This is a genomic window from Thermocladium sp. ECH_B, assembly GCA_001516585.1.
GTDB lineage: Archaea > Thermoproteota > Thermoprotei > Thermoproteales > Thermocladiaceae > Thermocladium.
In genome coordinates this window covers 18,602-37,441 of sequence record LOBW01000009.1, presented here as the reverse complement: position 1 = coordinate 37,441, position 18,840 = coordinate 18,602, and the positions used below count along the sequence as shown (strand labels likewise).

11 protein-coding genes are annotated in these 18,840 nt (G+C 43.1%); 6 read left to right on the top strand and 5 right to left on the bottom strand.

Features of this window, described 5'->3' with window-relative positions; genetic code table 11:
• Nucleotides 1-91: 91 nt before the first annotated feature.
• Complete coding sequence (locus tag AT710_02155; protein KUO92828.1) at nucleotides 92-1,459, bottom strand: transposase; 1,368 nt, start codon at nucleotides 1,457-1,459, stop codon at nucleotides 92-94.
• Nucleotides 1,460-1,955: 496 nt separating this feature from the next.
• Nucleotides 1,956-2,321 carry a hypothetical protein gene (locus tag AT710_02150; protein ID KUO92827.1) on the bottom strand — a complete coding sequence of 122 codons (366 nt, stop codon included), beginning with the start codon at nucleotides 2,319-2,321 and terminating at the stop codon, nucleotides 1,956-1,958.
• 345 nt (nucleotides 2,322-2,666) lie between these two features.
• Between AT710_02150 and AT710_02145 the strand changes: the two genes are divergently transcribed.
• From AT710_02145 to AT710_02120, 6 genes are all read left to right on the top strand, one after another.
• Nucleotides 2,667-2,849 carry a hypothetical protein gene (locus AT710_02145; GenBank protein ID KUO92826.1) on the top strand — a complete coding sequence of 61 codons (183 nt, stop codon included), beginning with the start codon at nucleotides 2,667-2,669 and terminating at the stop codon, nucleotides 2,847-2,849.
• 370 nt (nucleotides 2,850-3,219) lie between these two features.
• Nucleotides 3,220-4,479: a hypothetical protein gene (locus AT710_02140; GenBank protein KUO92825.1), complete on the top strand. Its 1,260-nt coding sequence runs from the start codon at nucleotides 3,220-3,222 to the stop codon at nucleotides 4,477-4,479.
• Between the two features lie 57 nt (nucleotides 4,480-4,536).
• Nucleotides 4,537-6,573, top strand: coding sequence for a hypothetical protein (locus AT710_02135; GenBank protein KUO92824.1), 2,037 nt, complete (start codon nucleotides 4,537-4,539; stop codon nucleotides 6,571-6,573).
• Nucleotides 6,539-9,184, top strand: coding sequence for a hypothetical protein (locus AT710_02130; GenBank protein ID KUO92823.1), 2,646 nt, complete (start codon nucleotides 6,539-6,541; stop codon nucleotides 9,182-9,184). The genes AT710_02135 and AT710_02130 overlap by 35 nt, the downstream gene beginning before the upstream one ends.
• Before the next feature lie 64 nt (nucleotides 9,185-9,248).
• The gene (locus AT710_02125; protein KUO92830.1) at nucleotides 9,249-9,482 is read left to right on the top strand and encodes a hypothetical protein; all 234 of its coding nucleotides are present in this window, start codon (nucleotides 9,249-9,251) and stop codon (nucleotides 9,480-9,482) included.
• Nucleotides 9,483-9,549: 67 nt separating this feature from the next.
• Nucleotides 9,550-9,879 (top strand): hypothetical protein, encoded by a 330-nt coding sequence (locus AT710_02120; protein ID KUO92822.1) that lies wholly within the window; start codon nucleotides 9,550-9,552, stop codon nucleotides 9,877-9,879.
• Between the two features lie 240 nt (nucleotides 9,880-10,119).
• Here the strand turns inward: AT710_02120 and AT710_02115 are convergent, their stop codons facing one another.
• The 3 genes from AT710_02115 to AT710_02105 form a co-directional block, all read right to left on the bottom strand.
• Nucleotides 10,120-12,588, bottom strand: a complete 2,469-nt coding sequence (locus AT710_02115; GenBank protein KUO92821.1) for a helicase — start codon at nucleotides 12,586-12,588, stop codon at nucleotides 10,120-10,122.
• Nucleotides 12,589-12,658: 70 nt separating this feature from the next.
• Nucleotides 12,659-15,817, bottom strand: a complete 3,159-nt coding sequence (locus tag AT710_02110; GenBank protein KUO92820.1) for a hypothetical protein — start codon at nucleotides 15,815-15,817, stop codon at nucleotides 12,659-12,661.
• Nucleotides 15,814-18,795 (bottom strand): DNA methylase, encoded by a 2,982-nt coding sequence (locus AT710_02105; GenBank protein ID KUO92819.1) that lies wholly within the window; start codon nucleotides 18,793-18,795, stop codon nucleotides 15,814-15,816. Before AT710_02105 ends, AT710_02110 begins: the two co-directional genes overlap by 4 nt.
• Nucleotides 18,796-18,840 lie beyond the last annotated feature (45 nt).

The following is an 18,840-nucleotide window of genomic DNA, read 5'->3' as shown; positions in this document are numbered from 1 at the left end:
TCCCCCCTCGAGAAGTGATTAATCACATTCCTTATATCTATCTGACCTCCTCCCCGCCCTTGAGGGCGAGGATTCCCCGAGGTCTAGAGGGTTACGCCCCTTTCACGGGCGCTACTCGATTATGATCCACGATAAAGGAGAGAGGCCTCCTAATCGTCGAGATCGTTATGCCGGTAGCCTTCTTCAATATATTTAAAGCACCATTCAAGTCACTGTGCAATTTATGCCCTTTAGGACAGTTGATTACGCCTCTCGGCCCCCTCTCAACCTCAATACCATGATAAGCACAATACTTGGACGTATTATACTCAATGACCTCAAACACACGAATACCGTATTCTTGAGCCTTCAACTCAATGACCTCCATGAGTTTACGATAAGACCACAAGTTCACCGTGAACTTATTACCCTTTTGTTGAGCGATATTGAAGGGGTAGCCCAAGTAGATGGCTGAGACGCCTCGTTCGTGAAGCGTCTTAAGCAAGTGAGAAGCGAAATTCCTATACAAGTGAAGAAGCCTCCTAGTTAGTTTCTTGAATAGTCTCCTCCTCTCCCTATTAAGCTCATAATACGCCTCATACTCCTCTAGGTTCATCATCTTGTCTGACAAGGATTGTGCCTCAGCTATCCTCTTCCCGAAATAGAAGTAATCCTCCTTCGCCCTAACCCCCTTATAAAGAAGCCAAGAACCATCATCAATCACCACGCTCGCCAAGACATTGATGCCTAGATCTATGGATGCTGCTTTATTACCCTTCGGTGATTTAACTTGAATGCTCTTCCTCTCACCCCTCACGACGTGCTTACTCCTCCTTCCCGTTTTAGTCTTCTCAACACCAACCTCCACGGGAATGGAGGCATACCAAGCATTTCCAACCTCATCGTAATAAATCTCCAGCCTGCCTTGCTTGCCGTGCCACCTCAATCTGCCGGCGAACTCCACTTCGAGACCGAAGTCCTTTAGGACTAGTTTCTGTTCATCCACGACATACCTATCCTGCCTAATGACTAGGAGGAGTTTTCTCTTTCCAGTCTCCCCATCCTTCCAATACTTCGGCGGTGAAACGTGGTTCATGTGAGATGGTAGTTTGTTTTCCTTCCTCAACCTCAATAGGGAGAAGAATGAACCCCACGCCTCGTTGTTCTTCTGCATGACTGCTTGCGCGTTGACCCCCAATTCTTCCTTGTACTTCTCGTAGCATTTACCCCACGTTCCCTCGAAGTCCACTTTTTCACCGCGAAAGAATTGCTGCCTCCTCTCATAATTAACCTCGTTAAAGAGTTTGGCAGAGGCGTCGGCTAGTCTTCTGAGTTTTCTTTCTTGGAAGCCGTTTGGTAGGAGGCGAATCACGATGGTTCTCTTGTTACTGCATTTAACTTCTTTGATGTCCTCTCCCGGTATTGCGGGGGAAGTCGGCCCCCGCCCCCCATTCCCAAGAAATTGACCGGAAGAGGACATCTTGAGGAGGAATAGTCTTCCTTATTTAAGCCTTGCCCCGCCCTAAAGGGGCGAGGCTTGCCGTTAGTTTTATCACGGGGCGATTCAAGGATCTTTTGCGAATTATAATCTCTTTATGATTTGAACTTATTCTATGAAGAAGTTATTTAATATATTTAACCATTTGGTTAAGAAATAAGGAACTGAATATTATTACAAATATGAGGCAATAGGTCGAGGGTTATAGTTAAGGGCTATGGGCCGGGCGATCTGGAGCAGCCCCCAGGGAAGCAGCACTTGCCGAAACCTCCTCCCCATCAGTATAGGTGGCCAAGTTGTTGAGCCTCAGGAGGGACAGGAGCTCCCTGAGAGCAAGGGACAGGAGGGGAGAGATACGGTGATCCCCAGATCACGGACCTAGGCATAGGGATGTAAATAGGAGCGAAGAGGTTGAGTTATTATGGTTTAAACGTGGGGCTATTAGCCATAATGAAGGCAGAATTTTAGTGATTCCTCTTTAAAAAACTAAGATTGAGTACCCATTATTTATGAACATCGACAAATCCTCATGATGCTCCTCATCGCCAATTAACCTAACCCTAACCGCATTTAACTTATCCTTAATATTCAAGTGAGGCGGTGAGGCGCAGTATCCACAGGCCCCATAGATTACCCCCTCATTCTGGGCAGCCTCATACGCAGGCCTTAAACCCTTGTAGGGACTATCGGCTATGGGTATCTTAGAGCCCAGCCCATCAAAGTAAGCCACCACATCATGCCCTAATCGTTTAAGTTGGACGGCATAATGCAAGGCATGGGCAGCCCTAACCGCCTCTGAGAGGTCTTCAGGATTACATAGTATTATAAAGGCATATTTACCCATGCATCACGACGCTAAAGAACGATATTTAAGGGTTTTTCAGAATCCATAGAGCAACTTATTTACCCTTAATGCTGGGCCCATCGAATAATTAGTGCAAGGACGGTTTATTGCCGGCCTTGCGGATGCCTAGTGCCATTAAATTAGCCAGCATGCCGAGGACCAGGTTATAGCGGTCATTACCTGGCAGTTAGGTACTGCCTAGCTGAGGATAAGAGCAAGTGCCCACCGGTGGATGATGAGGGTATGAGGAAGTACTCAGAGATTTCAAGGTACCTGGAGGAATCCATGAATAACGCCGAACTCCTCATACAAGCACTCGACCAATTACTCAAGTTTATAAAGGCCATGGCAAGTGGCACCTCATACAATATTCCGAAGGAGTATGATAAGTATCTTGTGCAATTGATGCGACAATGCGTATTATCACTATTTAAAGATAGGCTTAAAGATAGGCTTAGTGAAATCATAGACACCTTAACATCATTTTTTGCGAATGCAACAAAAACCATAAGCCAACAAACCCCTTAACAACAAGTCTCAGCTATAATCGGCTGGTTTCCCTAATCGATTCCGTTATTGAGGCTCTTTCATCACCGTGGTAATGCGATAAACCTATGATTAAACAATACATCACCATCCCAGCTAGGTGAATACAACCCTCACTAAGCATCATTAACCACACCACCTAGGCGTGAGGAATTAAGACAATGGTACCCGAAGCATGCACCTAGAGTTTGTTGTATTTAGCTGACTTGTATTGATAAAAACATACTTGACTCCTTTGCTTTTTCTCGCCTTATTAAAATCACCGTATATCTTCTTTTTTAATCGTGATTTATGGACTTCATGCCGTTATTGTTCATTACGTTTTAATTCAGCGCCATACCTCCCTTAGCTAATGTGTTACGTTAGTTACTGGGGTATTAAGCATGCGGGGGCGTTTAGGGATGTGCTTAAGGATTATAGTGGTGTTATTCATGACGTGGTCCTCGACCCTTATGGTGGGTCTGGGGAGCTCATTAAGTCAATGCTAATCCTTGGGAAGCGTGCCATATACAATGATTTAAATCCAATAGCCCGCCTAGTAGCCAGGTATAACATAGCTAGAAGTAGTGAGGATATTAACGAGGCAAGGAAGTGCTTAATTAAAGTCAAGTCTAAACTTAGTGATTTGGCCGAACTTTACCGTGAATACTGCCCTAATTGTGGTTTAACCTCAGAGGTTGTTTTTAGAGTTTATGATAATGGGACTGTGGTATCACACCTAAAGTGTGGACATGTAGTCAATTCAAGCGACATTTCGTTAAGCGAGTCATTGATGCCTAAGTGGATTAATTTGAAATTGACTTATGGCGATAAACCATTCCTTAAAGCAAGGAAGAATTTAAAACTTGGGAATTTATTCACTGGACAAGGCGCACTTACATTAAGCATGGTACTTGATGCAATTTCCGATTGCCCTGAAGTAGCTAAGTACATGATGATACCGGTCATATACCTGCTGAGTAAAATGGCATTCCTCCCAAGAAGTAAGGAGAGCGTTATTATGCATGGCAGGAAGTGGAAGCCGTCATGGGCGATTCCAGCTTACTGGTTACCAGGTAGATTTATTGAATTTAACTCACTCAGCATCATTGATGTAAAGTTAATGATGCTTAATCGCTGTAAGGTATCTCACTATAAGGTTGGTAACGTTGATGAAGTCATAAGTGGAGACGCCCATGTAGCCTTCCTAAACTCTGATGCTGGCAATCTACCATTACCCGATGAGTCAGTCGACATTATAACCGATCCACCATATCCCACCGACATCCAATATGGTGAACTATACTTCATATTTGCAACCCTACTAGGCATTAACGATTATGATGAAGTTTTAAAGAGTGAATTAATAATTAATAGAAACAGGGGTTTCACCATTAATGATTACCTAAGTAGGTTAAACATGCATATGGCTGAATTTTACAGGGTGGCTAAAAGTAATGCAATATTTATACTTAAAAAATCCAAGCANACTGAGAGTATAGAATCTGTGATTGAGAGGTACTTTAACATTAAGGAAGTGAAGGAAGTTAATGTTAGGAAAAGAAGAAGTAGAATTGGCAACTATAATGATTATTACAATTATATGATCCTGTTTTGCAATAAATTAAGGTAAGTGTAAGGGATGTTGAAGAAGAAAATTTAATAATACATGAGTCTCTATAATGCTTTAATGAATTATGAATTCATTAATGCTTACCAAAAACTTGTAAGGGATGATGTTAAATACATTTTAGAAGGGAAGGGGCTTACTGAGGAAACAATCAAGTCAGTGCAAGATAAGTATCCTAGTATCTCTGGGTTAATTTCCGAAGATTCATGCGGTGAGAAGCATACGATGCATGGACTTCTCATTAAGACATTGATTAACATGAAGTTTCTACCCTTCCATAACTACCTACCGATGGTTGAGTATAAGGTGTTAGGTGATGGTAAGCTACCAGGTATTGAGGAACCTATACTTGAGTTTAATGTACCAATAAGTAGTCTAATTAATGATATTAACCAGTTGAATTGTAAAGATAACAAGTTTAAAGAGGCTGCAAAGGTGATCCTTAACGCACTTAAGAGGGATGTAGATGTAAGGGGAGTTAGTGAATTTCAAAGGGATTACATAATTGAATACGTTAAAAATAGATGTCTAGGCAATGATAAGAATTACATTATAGATGCACCAACGGGTAGCGGCAAGACACTGATCTTCATGTTCATGGCCATGTTCGAATCATTACTGGGTAATAGAGCCTTAATAATCTATCCACGCAAACAATTAGCTGAAGACCAGGCAAACAGCTTCATAAGGTATATACAATACGTTAGAGACGAGCTCAAGAACTACAAGTGGCAGGAAATTCTTAATTTCNAGAAGCCAACATTAATGGTTATTGATGGTGACCATGCATATGACCCATCTCAAATTAATGGAAGAACACCATTAAGTGATGAGAGAATTGCTAAGAAATCACTGAGGTGCNCTATAGATAAAAGTGATCTACTATTTGATCCCAATCTAGGTATCGTATGTGGTAATGGGCATAGATTTGATTTCCTCTACGTGTTTAAGAGGGACCTGGATAAGAAGCCCAGTATAGTAATAACTAACAGGTTTGTGGTGTTAACTAGGTTACTACATAAAAAGGTTGATTTAAGTACCTTATTAGAAAGGGNTAATGTAATAATCCTAGATGAAGCACACGTATATACAAACCTAGAGGGCGGTGATACAGCGCTCTTCATTAGGCTACTTAATGATTACGTGAAGGCATTTAATAATCATGAACCTACCTGGGTAATATCATCAGCCACAATTCCATCACCCCTAAAATTCGCCGAGGAACTAGTAGGTAAGGCGAATTTTACACGTTATATTTACAGTTCCTACGGAACAAATACCCATAAATTAGTGATTCCAATACTACTGCTACCAACACCACAATTCTCAGCTGAAACAATAGCGCAATTCGCTGCATTAATAACACTGCTATGGTCCTATAAGTTTTACAATAAGTCTCTAATGTTCGTTGATAGTAGGTCAGAGATTTCAAGGCTCATGCATTACATTAAGGAGATAATACTGGAAAGAGGTGGGTTTGATCTAAATAAAGCACCAGGCGATATAATACTGTACCACACTAGAAAAGGTGTAGACCACTTAGTTAATCAATTAGGAGGGAAGTATTTAAGGTATGGTGTTGATTGTAATTCGCTCTGGGATCATTTATTAGACCCTGGGGTTTTAAATGATTGGCAGAATTTCTTAGGTAAGTTGAAGGATAGTATTGATTTCCATCATGCTTGGCACAGTGGTGCCATAAGGACTAGGTTATTCGGTAGGTTCATGAGGGGTGATGTAAGAATGCTCCTAGCAACCTCAACACTAGAGTTAGGCATTAATGTACCTGATGTTTCCGCAATCATTCAGTATAAGCTACCAATTAGGAGTGAAAGTTTCATACAGAGGATTGGTAGGGCTGGACGTAATCCTGAAAGCAATAGGATAGTTATTGGCATTCTCATTCTATCCCAATCACCATCATCAGCAGCCTACATGTATGATGAGGATCTACAACAAAGATTAATAAACGTCGATAAAATGCCGAAACCACCAGTAAACCTATCAAACATGAGGCTCCAACCAAAGCATGAATTCTACAAGCTACTGATAAACTATAAACATGATGGAGGAGATACACACTACTCCAAATGGTGATGCAATGCCAAGAAATATAAACGTTAATGATAAGATAAAAATAATAAATGAATTAATAAATTACGCAATTCGAAATAAGGGTTTCTCAACAGAGTTAATCAATGAACTTAATAAAATAGTAACCCAAATAACAACCCAAAGTAATGCGCAATGCTCCAAAGAAGGCTTAGAGAAACTACACCATGACTTAGTATCTTTACCATCTAATATTAATGTAAGGCTTCAAATGTTTATGTATTTGTTATTAGGGGAAAATAAGGCGCGCGATTTATCTAGAAAACTAGAGGTGTACTCAGAGAGGTTGAAGAATGTCAGTGATGAGCGTTTATTAGATCCCCAGTATAAGAATGCTATAGAGTTGGAGTTCACTAATTTATGCAATTTTATCAAAAACATGACCAGTGACATAGAATCGGCAATGCCAAAGGGGATGGTTAACGGCTTCACTAACGCCTTAAACGCAGTTATGGGGGTTAATGCTTGGTTTAATGCCTGCATGAATAACGATCTCACACAGTTATTTCAAAATTATGTGAACTGTGTCCAATTAATGTATGTTCAAGGCCTCAGCGGACTTGTAGATGAGAATGTCCTTGAGTTTGTGCAAAATCATACAGGTATCCCGGTTAATGTTATTCAACATAAGCCTATTAAATATATGATGCTTGAATTTGAGAATACAAACTTTGAAACATCTGTGGAGGCAATTGAATTATTATACTCCTTACTGCCATTCACACTGTATAAGAAGGATCATGACTACTTCATATTCATACCTGATGAGAAACACGTTGAAGGATATGAACACCTGGAGGCGAAAATTATTGTTCCTTATAGGATTAAACTACAGAATGTCTCGGATAAGGACATCAGATGGACATGGAAAAAGAAGGGTAAGCAGCCTTCCACAGTTTTCATGATTAATGATAAGGCTATAAAAACTAGGCAAGGTTCATCAACATACGTGTGTATCCTTGGTTATGTGCCAATAACTACGAGTGCTAAGTGCGAGAATTATAATTGCCCATTGTGGAATAGATGTTTTGATCCTAGCAGTAAAACTTTCAAATACCTTAAACCAATTAATGATTCATATATGAGGATTTATAACATAAACCTATCTATAAGTAAAAATGCATATTTAATTCGATCTAAGCCATTACTCATTAATCCAGTTATCATTAATGGTAGTGTGAATAGGGGGATTGAGATGAGTATTGATAATGCATGGGTACTGCTCAGTATAGATAAGGCAATTTTCATGCCACGTGAACGGTATCGGTGGTTATTTATACGTGAATCTGAATTATCAATTAGAATTAGAAGCTATAAACTAGGTCTTAAGCTGCTTGATAGTAAGGCATTCGTTCTTCGCTTCAATAAAAACGTTATTAAGAATATTATCAGCAATTTACTTAGGAGTAATAGGCAGGTGAGTAACTACATTTGTTTAAAGTATAAGGTGTCTAAGGGGGGTGATGAATACCTATACAGCAGAATATTGAATGCAGCGGATATGTTAATGAAAGGTGATGATTGTGATTTGGAAAATGATGATTTCATTAATTATGGGGTTAGGGTTTTTGCACATACATTGGCTCATGTATTATTGACATTCCTATCTGCAAAGCTTCAGGTTGAACCATCAAGAACACTTGATTATTACTACGACATTGATGATGAGTATGTAACCGTAGCCGTATACGAATTAGGTGAAGGTGGTTTAGGGCTTCTTGAAAGGGAAACATTAATTAGCGTCTTTCCAGGATTAAACATACTTGATGAATTACTGAATCATATAAAAATTATGCATGATAAATGTGAGGATAGAATTAGTAAACAAATAAGTATTGGTAATTCATACATTAATAATATTATTAATAATCAGTCCTTGAGGAGTATTTGGGATAAGTATGTTTTTAATGCATATAATAGCCATAAGATAATTATTAATGCGCAGACATTGAGGATTCCTGTTTGGGATTTGGTAAGTAGTAATCAGGTGAATCCTGATGATGCCCAGGACTTCCTAGCCAATGTGCCTATATGTATGGATGCCTGCAACTACTGCGTAATGCTTGAGAAGGGGTGTAGTGATTCCCTTAATCAAATTGTAACCACTTCAAGATCCCTACTTTACCATGTACTTAGTGAATTGAAAAAACTGGTTGATGATACGCAGAGAGATGTGAATAGTACACTGCTTAACCCCAGCCGTGATAGATTGGATTTGTTCCTTAAATTGCTGGGATTAGCAACAAGAAGTATAAAAATAATGACTTACGTCATCGATGACCACATGGCTGATAGGTTAATTGAAATTAAGGGGAATAGGAATCTCAGTGTTAAAGTGATCATAGATAGGAGAAAGCTTAACGAAAGCGAGACTATTAAGAGCAAACTAGTCGGCAACGGTATTGAAGTGAAGTCGCTTGATAACCTACACGCAAAAGTCTACATAATAGATGATGCACTGGTTCTTGAAGGTTCCATGAACCTAACAGTGAAGGGGCTGGTTGAGAACACGGAGAATATTGAATTGAAAACTAACCCCCTAGATGTCTATCAGTTTGTTGAGAATTTTGATGAGGCATGGAAAAACGCCAGTTAAAACACTTAGCGCAAAGATTCATAACCGAAATGCATAAATCTATCTTGAATTATGTTGTATAATGATGCCTAAGTGCCCTTATTGTGGTTCTGAGGGCTTAACGCCGATTAAGTCCTGGAGGTTCAGGTTCTATGATGTGACAATGTATAGGTGCAACAGGTGTGGTGGGGAGTTTAACCACTACGTAAACACCACGGGCAAGGGCAAACCCGAGTACTACGTAAGAATCAAGCCTAGACTAAAGCGTGGAGTTCCCTCCGCCACATCCGGTTCCGGTCATGAGAGTGTTAAGGACTAGTTGGCTGAGATCGGTAAGGTGCTTGGTTACTACACCAAGGCTGAGTATGAGAGTGATTATAGGTTTGATGTTGCTTGGTGGAGCAGTGAGGGGGATTTCAGGGGGGAGGCGCCCGGCAGCGGTCTTCGAGGTTCAGCGTGGTGATAGTTTGGTCGAGGCCTTGGCTAGGCTTAAGCATGCACTGGATAAGTGGAACATCAATGGACTATACCTAGTGGTCACGGAAGAGGAGGATACAGGTAAGGCTCGTAGGCTTGTTGAACCTCAATTAAGGGGTTCATTCCATGAGTTAATGGACAGGGTTAGAATATGGACCGCTAAGATGGTTAAGGAAATTAGAGATGCCTTGGCAAAATACAGTGATGAGGTAAGGGAATTATCGACGCTAAGGGATTAAGGGTGAGGTGGGATTAATTGTAACCGAAACACTCAAATTAACAGCAACAGTTACCTACTAATGCCTAGGTGCCCTTACTGTGGCTCGGAGGGCTTAACGCCAATTAAGACTTGGAAATTTAGGTTTTATGTGGTGACGAGGTATAAGTGTAACAAATGTGGTGGAATATTCCAACACTACAAGAACACCACGGGTAGGGGCAAGCCTGAGTTCTACATCAGGATTAAGCCTAGGCCTTCCTCAACTCGTTGATTGTTGTTCACGGTTTTTAATGCGGGCATTGTACTTGTATTCAAGTCCTCTGACTGTTTCAAGCACCCACATTCTTTGAAATTCCTCAAAGGTTATGCAGTTTACTTCTGGGTTCCCCTCGCTAATGTACACTATGCACACAATGTGCCTATCTGGGAACCTCGATGCCCAATCAATCTCATTAGCCGTGAATGAGACCGCCTCGTCATACCTACGACTCCAATTTTCCCGTGGAAACCACCTACCCTTCACCTCAACGGTGTATAATCTACCATTCCTGGAGACAACCATATCAAAAGGCCTAGGGACACTCCTATAATCCTCAATTACCTTATAGCCCATACTAAGGAGGTGCCTCTTAGCGTAGTCCGCAGCCGTCAGCTCAGTCTTCTGCCTTAGGTTGCTGAAATTAACCTCCCTCATGACTATATCCTCGAAATCCTCCAGGTACTTCACCGAGGTTTGCACACCCCCCTTAATCCTAGCCCTACTTATGCTGAGTGTCTTGTGCCCTGGCTTACCTATCTTTAGGTACTTATCCAGTTCATTAAGGTAGCGCCTTAGGTCAACCCATAGTTCAGTGTAAACCTTCGTCTCAATCGCATCGGTCTCATCCTTCTTCACCTCACCACTATCAACCTCCACACTATCCCAATTAACCTCACTCTCCCTAATCAAAGCCTCCTTAACCTCCCTACTCCTGCTTAGTGGTGTTGGTAGGCGGACCAGCAACTTCTCCCTATAAGCCTCCACATCATCCACAAGGTAGGATACGTCAACTATATAGTAGCCGCCACCTGGTTCAACATCAGCACTGGGTGGGTAGCCTAACTTGATTCGTAGCCCTTCATCAACGGTTTGCCTAGGCTTCCACCTAATCTTCTCCCTCTCCCTCAATATGGCCTCAATCCTCTTACGCAATTCCTCTAAGCGGTTTTTAAATGAGTAATTATACACCTCATCCTCCCTGAGGAATACCGATGAACCAACCTCCATTATCCTCAACACACCCTCCTCACCAACCTCATACACCTCAAATTCACCGTAACTTTGGGGTGGTAGGGCCTTAAGTGAGATTTCATATAATTTCTCCAGGAGGTCTAGGTACATTGTGTACTCATCACGTTCAAGCGTTGTCCTAAGCACCATATCGATAACCAAGACTGAATCGGCCTTTTGACCAAACCTCCAAATCCTCCCAACTCTCTGGACATGCTTAGTCGGGCTCCAAACAACTTCATAATTAACAACCACGTTAAAGGCCTGTAGGTTAACACCCTCAGACATCATGTCGGTGGATATGAATACCGCCGTCTTAGATGACTCAGCTAGGTTTGAGGCAACGGCACCAACATCAATCTTCTCCCTAGCCCTAGACGTGGCATACATGATGCCGAAATCGCCACAGTCAGCCCTAGCATAGCCATCGGATGATTCAATAAGCCTACAATTACCCAACTCACCCATGAGCCTTTGAAATAGGTACTCCGCAGTGGTTGCGTATTCAGTGAAGATAAGGACCTTCTTGCCAACTAACCTATCAGTCAGTAGCCTCTTAAGTGTATCAAACTTCCTATCTGCAGCACTGGAGTATTGGCTGGCTAAGTCCATTAAATCCCTCCAACCAGTCACACCACTTAGGCAGGAGTCCAACTCACCCTCCTCGAGCTCCTCCCCACACCCACCCCTGGCAACAACCCTCCTAAGGGTTGTGAAGAAGGATAGTGGGCTTGACATGGCCCTCTTCTCAACAACTACACGGACAATATCCTCAATGTTAGTCCTCTTAAGTAGGTTAAGGATCTCGTAGAGTGCGTGGGACTCCTCTCTAGTAGCCTTCACCTGCACAATCCAGTAATTTAACCTTGGGAATATTCTACTACCCTCATACTCCTCCACATCCCTCTTCTCCCTCCTAATAACAACATTATCAACGAGTGATGTGAGGAACCTGTAGTCTTTCTCGTTACCGGTGTGTGGTGTTGCGGTTAGTAGGATGCAGCCGTTAGCCCTATTGCATAGGTACGCAAGATTCTCCCTCTCCCTATTCAACCTAATCTTATGAGCCTCATCTATTATGACCAAATCCCACTGTATTTTCTGTAGTGAATTCATGTAATCAACCATCTTAGCCCTATCAAGCGTGATCAGGTAGACTCGATAACCCAGTGGGTAGTCCGGCGATTCAATTAGGTAATGCTGCATCTCAAATTCGTCCAATTCATCAGACCATTGATTAAGTACTGAGCGGGGAACTATTATGAGGACATTATTAACCCTATTCAACTCCATCAAGACCTTAACGAGCAGTAAGGCCTGTATTGTCTTACCAAGACCAACATCGTCAGCAAGCAAAAACCTAGGCCTTGGAAGCCACAGTATATCCGACACAAGATCTAGCTGATGCTTATATAGGTCCTTACCAGCAAGCCTCAATATGTCTATTAATGAAACCATAATTGCTTTATTGAAACACTACCCCAGTTATATATGCATTCCCCTCAATACAGTATATGCTGATTTATTTTTATTCTTCACATATTACCGTGAACTCCAGGTACCAACCCTTAAACTTCTGAGCCATATCATCATCCACAATGGCAGGTTCACGAAACTCAAACACCGCCTCCACACTGGGGGTTATATCCCTTAACGCTGCCAGTAAACGTAAAACATTATTGTAAGAAGTATCCCTTACCCCAAAGCTTGCACTCAACTTAATTTTATCTTCACTGTCCTGCTCAGTGTTTATCCTAAGGATAAGGTTGAGTTTACGTTGACCCCACAAATACTTCAATAAATTCGCCGCGTCATCTGCCTTCAGCACCTTAATCCTCTTGACCACATAACCCTGAGAAACACTGTATTTAATGCACTCCTTCTTTGTTCTACCTCCAACGTAAACTATTACAGTCCTTTGATCCCTAGCCCCACCCTTAAAGACAGCCTCAACACTAATCGCGTGTTCACCCGGCTCCTTGGGTACCTCAACCTCAAAACGGTGACTGACACCTGGCGAGGACACCCTACCCGTAGTACCGTTAATGCTGTAGATTAACTCACTCATCTCCTCGCTCGCAATAACCTCAACACTCACCTTAGAGCCTGGAGGTCTATTAATAGAACGCTGTTCAACCCCATCAACTAGAACCTTTTGAATATAAGCCTTAACGACCTCCCTCTCGAAACAACCCTCCATGAAGTAAGGCCAATCACCCCTCTCCTCCTCTCTTAAAGCATCATCAACACTGACCCTAACATCCTCACCGCTGGGTCTCTTATACCTAATGTAATACCTTGTGGCGCCTCCCTCCATTTCACGAAGCCTTTCGAGGAACTGCCTAACAGGCCAGTCAATAAATTCCTTAGATTCCTTACCAATGAATATGGGGGCGACACCACTATTCTCATCTAAACTTGGTGCTTCACCCTTACCGGAACACTCTGGTATCCAAACTAAGTCATCATTTATCTTGAAGACACACACATAACTCTTACAATAATTCTTAATGGAGCCTAGGAATTCATCGNAATCTATTGGTACAGGTGGAAGATTAGGGTTATTCAGGTATAAGCTCCATAAATCATCAATCCTAACGAAGTTACCCCGCCTTATTGAATCCTTAATTGCATTGAAATTGATGACCTTCTCGGCAAGGGTGTCCATGATCTCTCTCTTTCTTTTACCAATCTCTGTTAAGGCATCATCAAATCTATTAAATGATTGCTCATTGAATCCAATAATTACCTTACTAAGCCATGTTCTAACAGCCTCCCTAAGTACAGATATTACATCAGCTCTCCTATTACTAAGCCTGGATTTTAAAAGCTCCTCCATCTCCCTTCTAAAACTTTCATCCTCCATTTCAGGCAAATCAGGGAAGTAATCCAGGAGCTTACCACTTACTTCATCAATAGCCTTTACTACCCTGCCAAGGTCAATAACCGCACTTCTAAAACCTCTATCCCCCTTAACCTCCATTTTGAAGTCTTTAAGAACCTCAGCCGCCCTAGACAGTACCTTCACTTCATCATTGGGCAATATAACCACTAAGTTATTTCTCCTCGTGCTAATGCCGAATCCAAGCACATCCACCGCAAGTATCGACCCCTTATTATTACCCAGCTCCTTCTGCCAAGAATTCTTATCAATAACCACAGTAACCTTACCCGATGACTCAGGGTTCACCCCTGAGATGAGGACTCTAGAGAAGGCACCTGATCTATCCTTAACAATACCTATCAGTTCATTAACGGCTACATCTAAGCCATCAATGTCCGAGTACGTAACTGCTGCATCATGTATGACTTGGGTTTCATCGCTTAGGAACCAGTAGATGTATCTATCCCTAACCTTTGTAACATGTGTACCCCTACTAATTTTCTCAAGCGCCTCCTTGAGTACAGCTGTACTAATGTCCAAATTGTTATAACTACCCACATGTAGGTCCTGTTCGGAGGGGTACGACTTCAGTGATGGCATGAGTCTCAGGTAAAACGTCATAAGTAGTACGTACTTAAGCATTGAAAGTACCGCTTTGTACACTGGCTTATCTAAGTTTCTATCCTTAATCTTCTCCACATCGCTCTTATAAGCATCAAGGAGCGATTTCCAAATTGACGCCGTAGGGCCGCCCACTATCAATAACTCCTCCGGTTCCTGGAGGTGAGCGAAGGTTATTAGCTCTCCCCTCTCCCTATCCGTGTTTAAATAGGCACGTGCAAGTATCCTGAGGAGCTCTCTCGTTAACTGTATCCTAGTTCTCTCGACCAGTGACTCATCGGCAAGCTTTAGAAAGACGTCGAGAAGCCTTGGGTTAACGGGGTATGTCTTCCTAAACTCATCACTGAGGCGCCTATACTCATCATCGTTGACCAGGCCCTTCAGGTAAGCTAAGTCANCCTCCTTAATGGCTATTCTACCCCACCTCCTGAGTATGTCTGAGATTTTGTCGACCGTATCTAACGAGACCATTATTGGACCAACTCTCTTAATGGCCTCTATCGACCTACGTATCTCCAACTCCGGTTCCTCAGTCTTAGTTTTCTCGGTTGGGAATAATGAGAAGGATACGAACAAGAATGATCCATGTACCTCACGAACAACCTCAGCCAAGGTCTGAATCCAAGCAACGAAATCATCACCCTCATCAATCTCGAAGAACTGAGCCTCATCAAAAATAATAACCAATGGCACATTATTCCTAACAATATTCCTTAAGTCATCCTTGTTTTTCTGTTCCCTAAGCCTCCTTTCAAAATCCCCTAGCCTCTGCCTACCCCTGAAAACGGCGACGCTAGGAACCTTGCTTATCGACGGTATGCTTAGGTCGATGCCGTGCTTTGCCAGCTCCCTACTAACGCAATCCCCAACACCATTACACCGCCCGTATAGGGCTAGGAGGTGTAATGTGAATGCTAGGAAGTGTGATTTACCAGCACCCATTAGAGCCGGCATTAGGTAAATCTCACTATCACCCCTGCTGAACTTTGTTAGGAAATCCTCCATGTACTGCTTAAAGGCTGGGGTTATGTACGTGATTGAGAAGAATGATTGCGGATCGCAGTACACTTCATACGCATTCTCAGGCTTCTCGTTTAGAAATAATGCCCTATATACCTCATACACATCAATAGCCGGGCTTATCCTCCCTTCAGCAAGCAGCTTCAAATTCTCCACGCTCATTGCGACCACCACTCAGTACCCAGTATTGACCCTGAAAGTATCGCATCGGCACCATCCTTATCGAGTAAGCCTATTTTAGAAAGTTGAACCATCGCCCTAGCCAAGTTAAGAGCCTCCTCCTTAACCTCAGGGGTACATGTAACCACAGCCCTAACTAAGGCGTTAAGTTGAAGCTGCCTGAAGCAATCAAGCACATTAGACTTACCACGTTGGAGTGAATAAACCCTCTTAACCTCATCTACAGTATCATCATGCGGAGCCAATACCTCAAAGGTTTTACGCCTAGCCACCCTAGGCCCACCGGTCTCAGTCTCCCTAATTAAGCCAAGTTTAACCAGGTCAGTGTGCACTAATCCAACCGCCTTCTCAACGTATGATAAAGTATCACTATCTACATAACCATTCTCATTACTCATAACCCTAAGAGCCAAGTAGGCATGAGCCGCTGGGTCGACTAATCTAATGCCAGTGCTCCTCAGTAGTGCCTCAAAGGCAAGAGTAACAGCCTGCTTCATTAAACCGTCTGAATCAAGCTCCACACCACCAAGCCGTACTGGGTGGTGAGCCGTTAAGTACTCTAAAGCTGCTAAGTAGGAGTAAATCCAGGCAGTTACACCGCCTGCAATTACACCGCCTCTTTCCCCCAAGACCTTAAGCCTACCCTCAAGTCTCGCTACGACTTCCCTTAACGCCTCCTCTCTGGCCGCATCTAAGTCAAGTGGCTTCTCCACAGCTCGCCTTCTCCATGCCGAGACATAGCCCCCTAATACAGAAGCCTTACCCCTAGCAACAACACTCTCCTCACTCTCGGTCTCAACTGGGTAAGCAGCGGCAAGTTCAAGCTCATTCTCATGCCATAAAGCATCAACTAACGCAGCCCAGGCCTCAGGCTTCTTAGCAACGTAATATATAATAAGTAACCCATCCTCCTTGAGGAAACGCAGACAATTGGCAAAAGCTCTCGTTAACAACTCAGCAAACGTAGCCTTCAAACCGAAGTGCTTCCACCGACCCTCATTCTCACTCACCTCCTTAGGCGCAAACCTCTGCCACTGAGCCGGTATCTCCAAGCCAAACTCGTCGAAAAACGCCTCAGGCAGGAAGCGCGGTTTTAACTCATTATTTTCCACATCACTGAGAGCCCTCTTAAGCCAAACATAGAAGAAATCACTAAGCTCCGAATACGGCACATCATCAGCATAAGGCGGATCAGTCACTATTACATCGAACCTCTCACCCTCAAGCCTAGAAAGCTCGGAAGCATCATCAAGTATTACACGGTTGTTTCCATAAGAGGTTTGAAACGAAATTGCAAAATAAGCAAGACTTTCAGTAACATTAACAAGACTTTTTGCTAAAGAACCCGTAATACCAGCTAATGGCCATAAATCAATCCAATTCCACGTCATCGCAATTCCTCTGAATGCCATAGTTCTCTTGTTACCTAACCAAACAGGTTCCCAATAAGTTGTTAGAGAATTGAAATCTGCTAAATTTGTTAAGGCGATTGCTAAATACGTTGTTATTGCTTCTGCGTATTTTCTCGCATCTTCAGCGTTCCAACTTTCCTTTAGCTTCTCTTCCTCAACTGCATGCCCTGTCTGTCTAATCAACTTGACGAGTTTGATTAGAGCGAGAAGCTGGCGTGGGTTAAAGAACTTGAACCATTTGTTAAAGCCGTAAAGTATTGGAAATAGATATCTATTACCATATGGCGTAATTTGCTCAATTGGTATGTCCGGGTCTCCCCACACCTTCCTTAGCTCCTCAGTAGCTTTCCATAGTTTCTCCGTGTCTTGTTGTGTTGCTGGTTTGAATTGTAGGTCTCCATCCTTGACGTAAATCTTAACAAGTAGTGTGGGCCTTGCTGGTGATTGCTTCAACTCCTCAAGCGTGATCTCACCCCTTAGGTACTTCTCGTAATTCTCGTTCCACTGCCTGAGCGCCCACTTCACGTACCAATCACTATCCTTCTTATTGCCCTTAACCACCTCCCCGTTTACTACGCGGTGATTTATCTCGGCCCTGCAGTACAGGCACTGGGCGGTCTCGCGCCTTACATCCACATTCTTTATCGGCACAACGAACTTCTGGTTCGCCCACTCCACGGAACCACCCTCCTCACCTCTTGTTGTCACCTCGGCGCTTAGGTTATTGCAGCTCCCCGGCCTCTGCTGCCTGCATTGTTCGTTTAGGTCAACTATCTTGATTTCACCGTTTTGCCACTCCATCCAGGCAAGCCTCTCATAGCCCCCATTGCCACTCTTCACCCTCGCCAACCACCAATTACCAACCAATGGCGTGTACCTGCCGCACACTGGACACTTGACCTCCCACGTACCGATGTACACATCAGCATCGTAAAGCTCCCTAATCACTGGATCCTCCCTGAGCCTGTTGATTACCCATGAGCCCCACTTGGCAACATCATAAATGAGCATAGGCACCTTATACCTGCCGGAATTGCTCACCTCCCTCTTGCCGCTGAGTTGTTTGACCGCATCCTCAAGTCCCAATTCCTTTATGGTCCTTCCATCAGCCTCAATTAGCCTATCCCTGAAGAGCCTTGGGTATTCTAGTATAGCCTTTAGGAATACGTAGGCTGTTGGCAGTAGCTCAACGGCAACAGCCTCAACACCAAGCCTAGACGCCTCCAGCGGTATTGAACCAAAGCCGGCAAATGGGTCGAGGAGCCTCTTCCCCTTAAGCCTCTCAATTAGGCGTTGTGATGGGTTGCAACTATGCACGGTCTTCTTTTCGCTCCTACATGGGAATAGGTCGCTTAGGAACTGCCCCATGTTTTGGTAAGCATCATCAGGTAGGAGCGATGCGGCTATTACGGCTCTGGCGCCGGCAAGCGGCTTCCTAGTCCACCAGAAAACCATCTCCCAATGTGGTGGCCTACCAGGACCCTTCTCAACACTTGAATGCTCATTAACCTCACCAATGGGTATGCCACGCTCCAAAAGAGATGCCACGCCTCAGTTAAACAGCATACACTTTTAAAGAATTAGCTTTTAAAG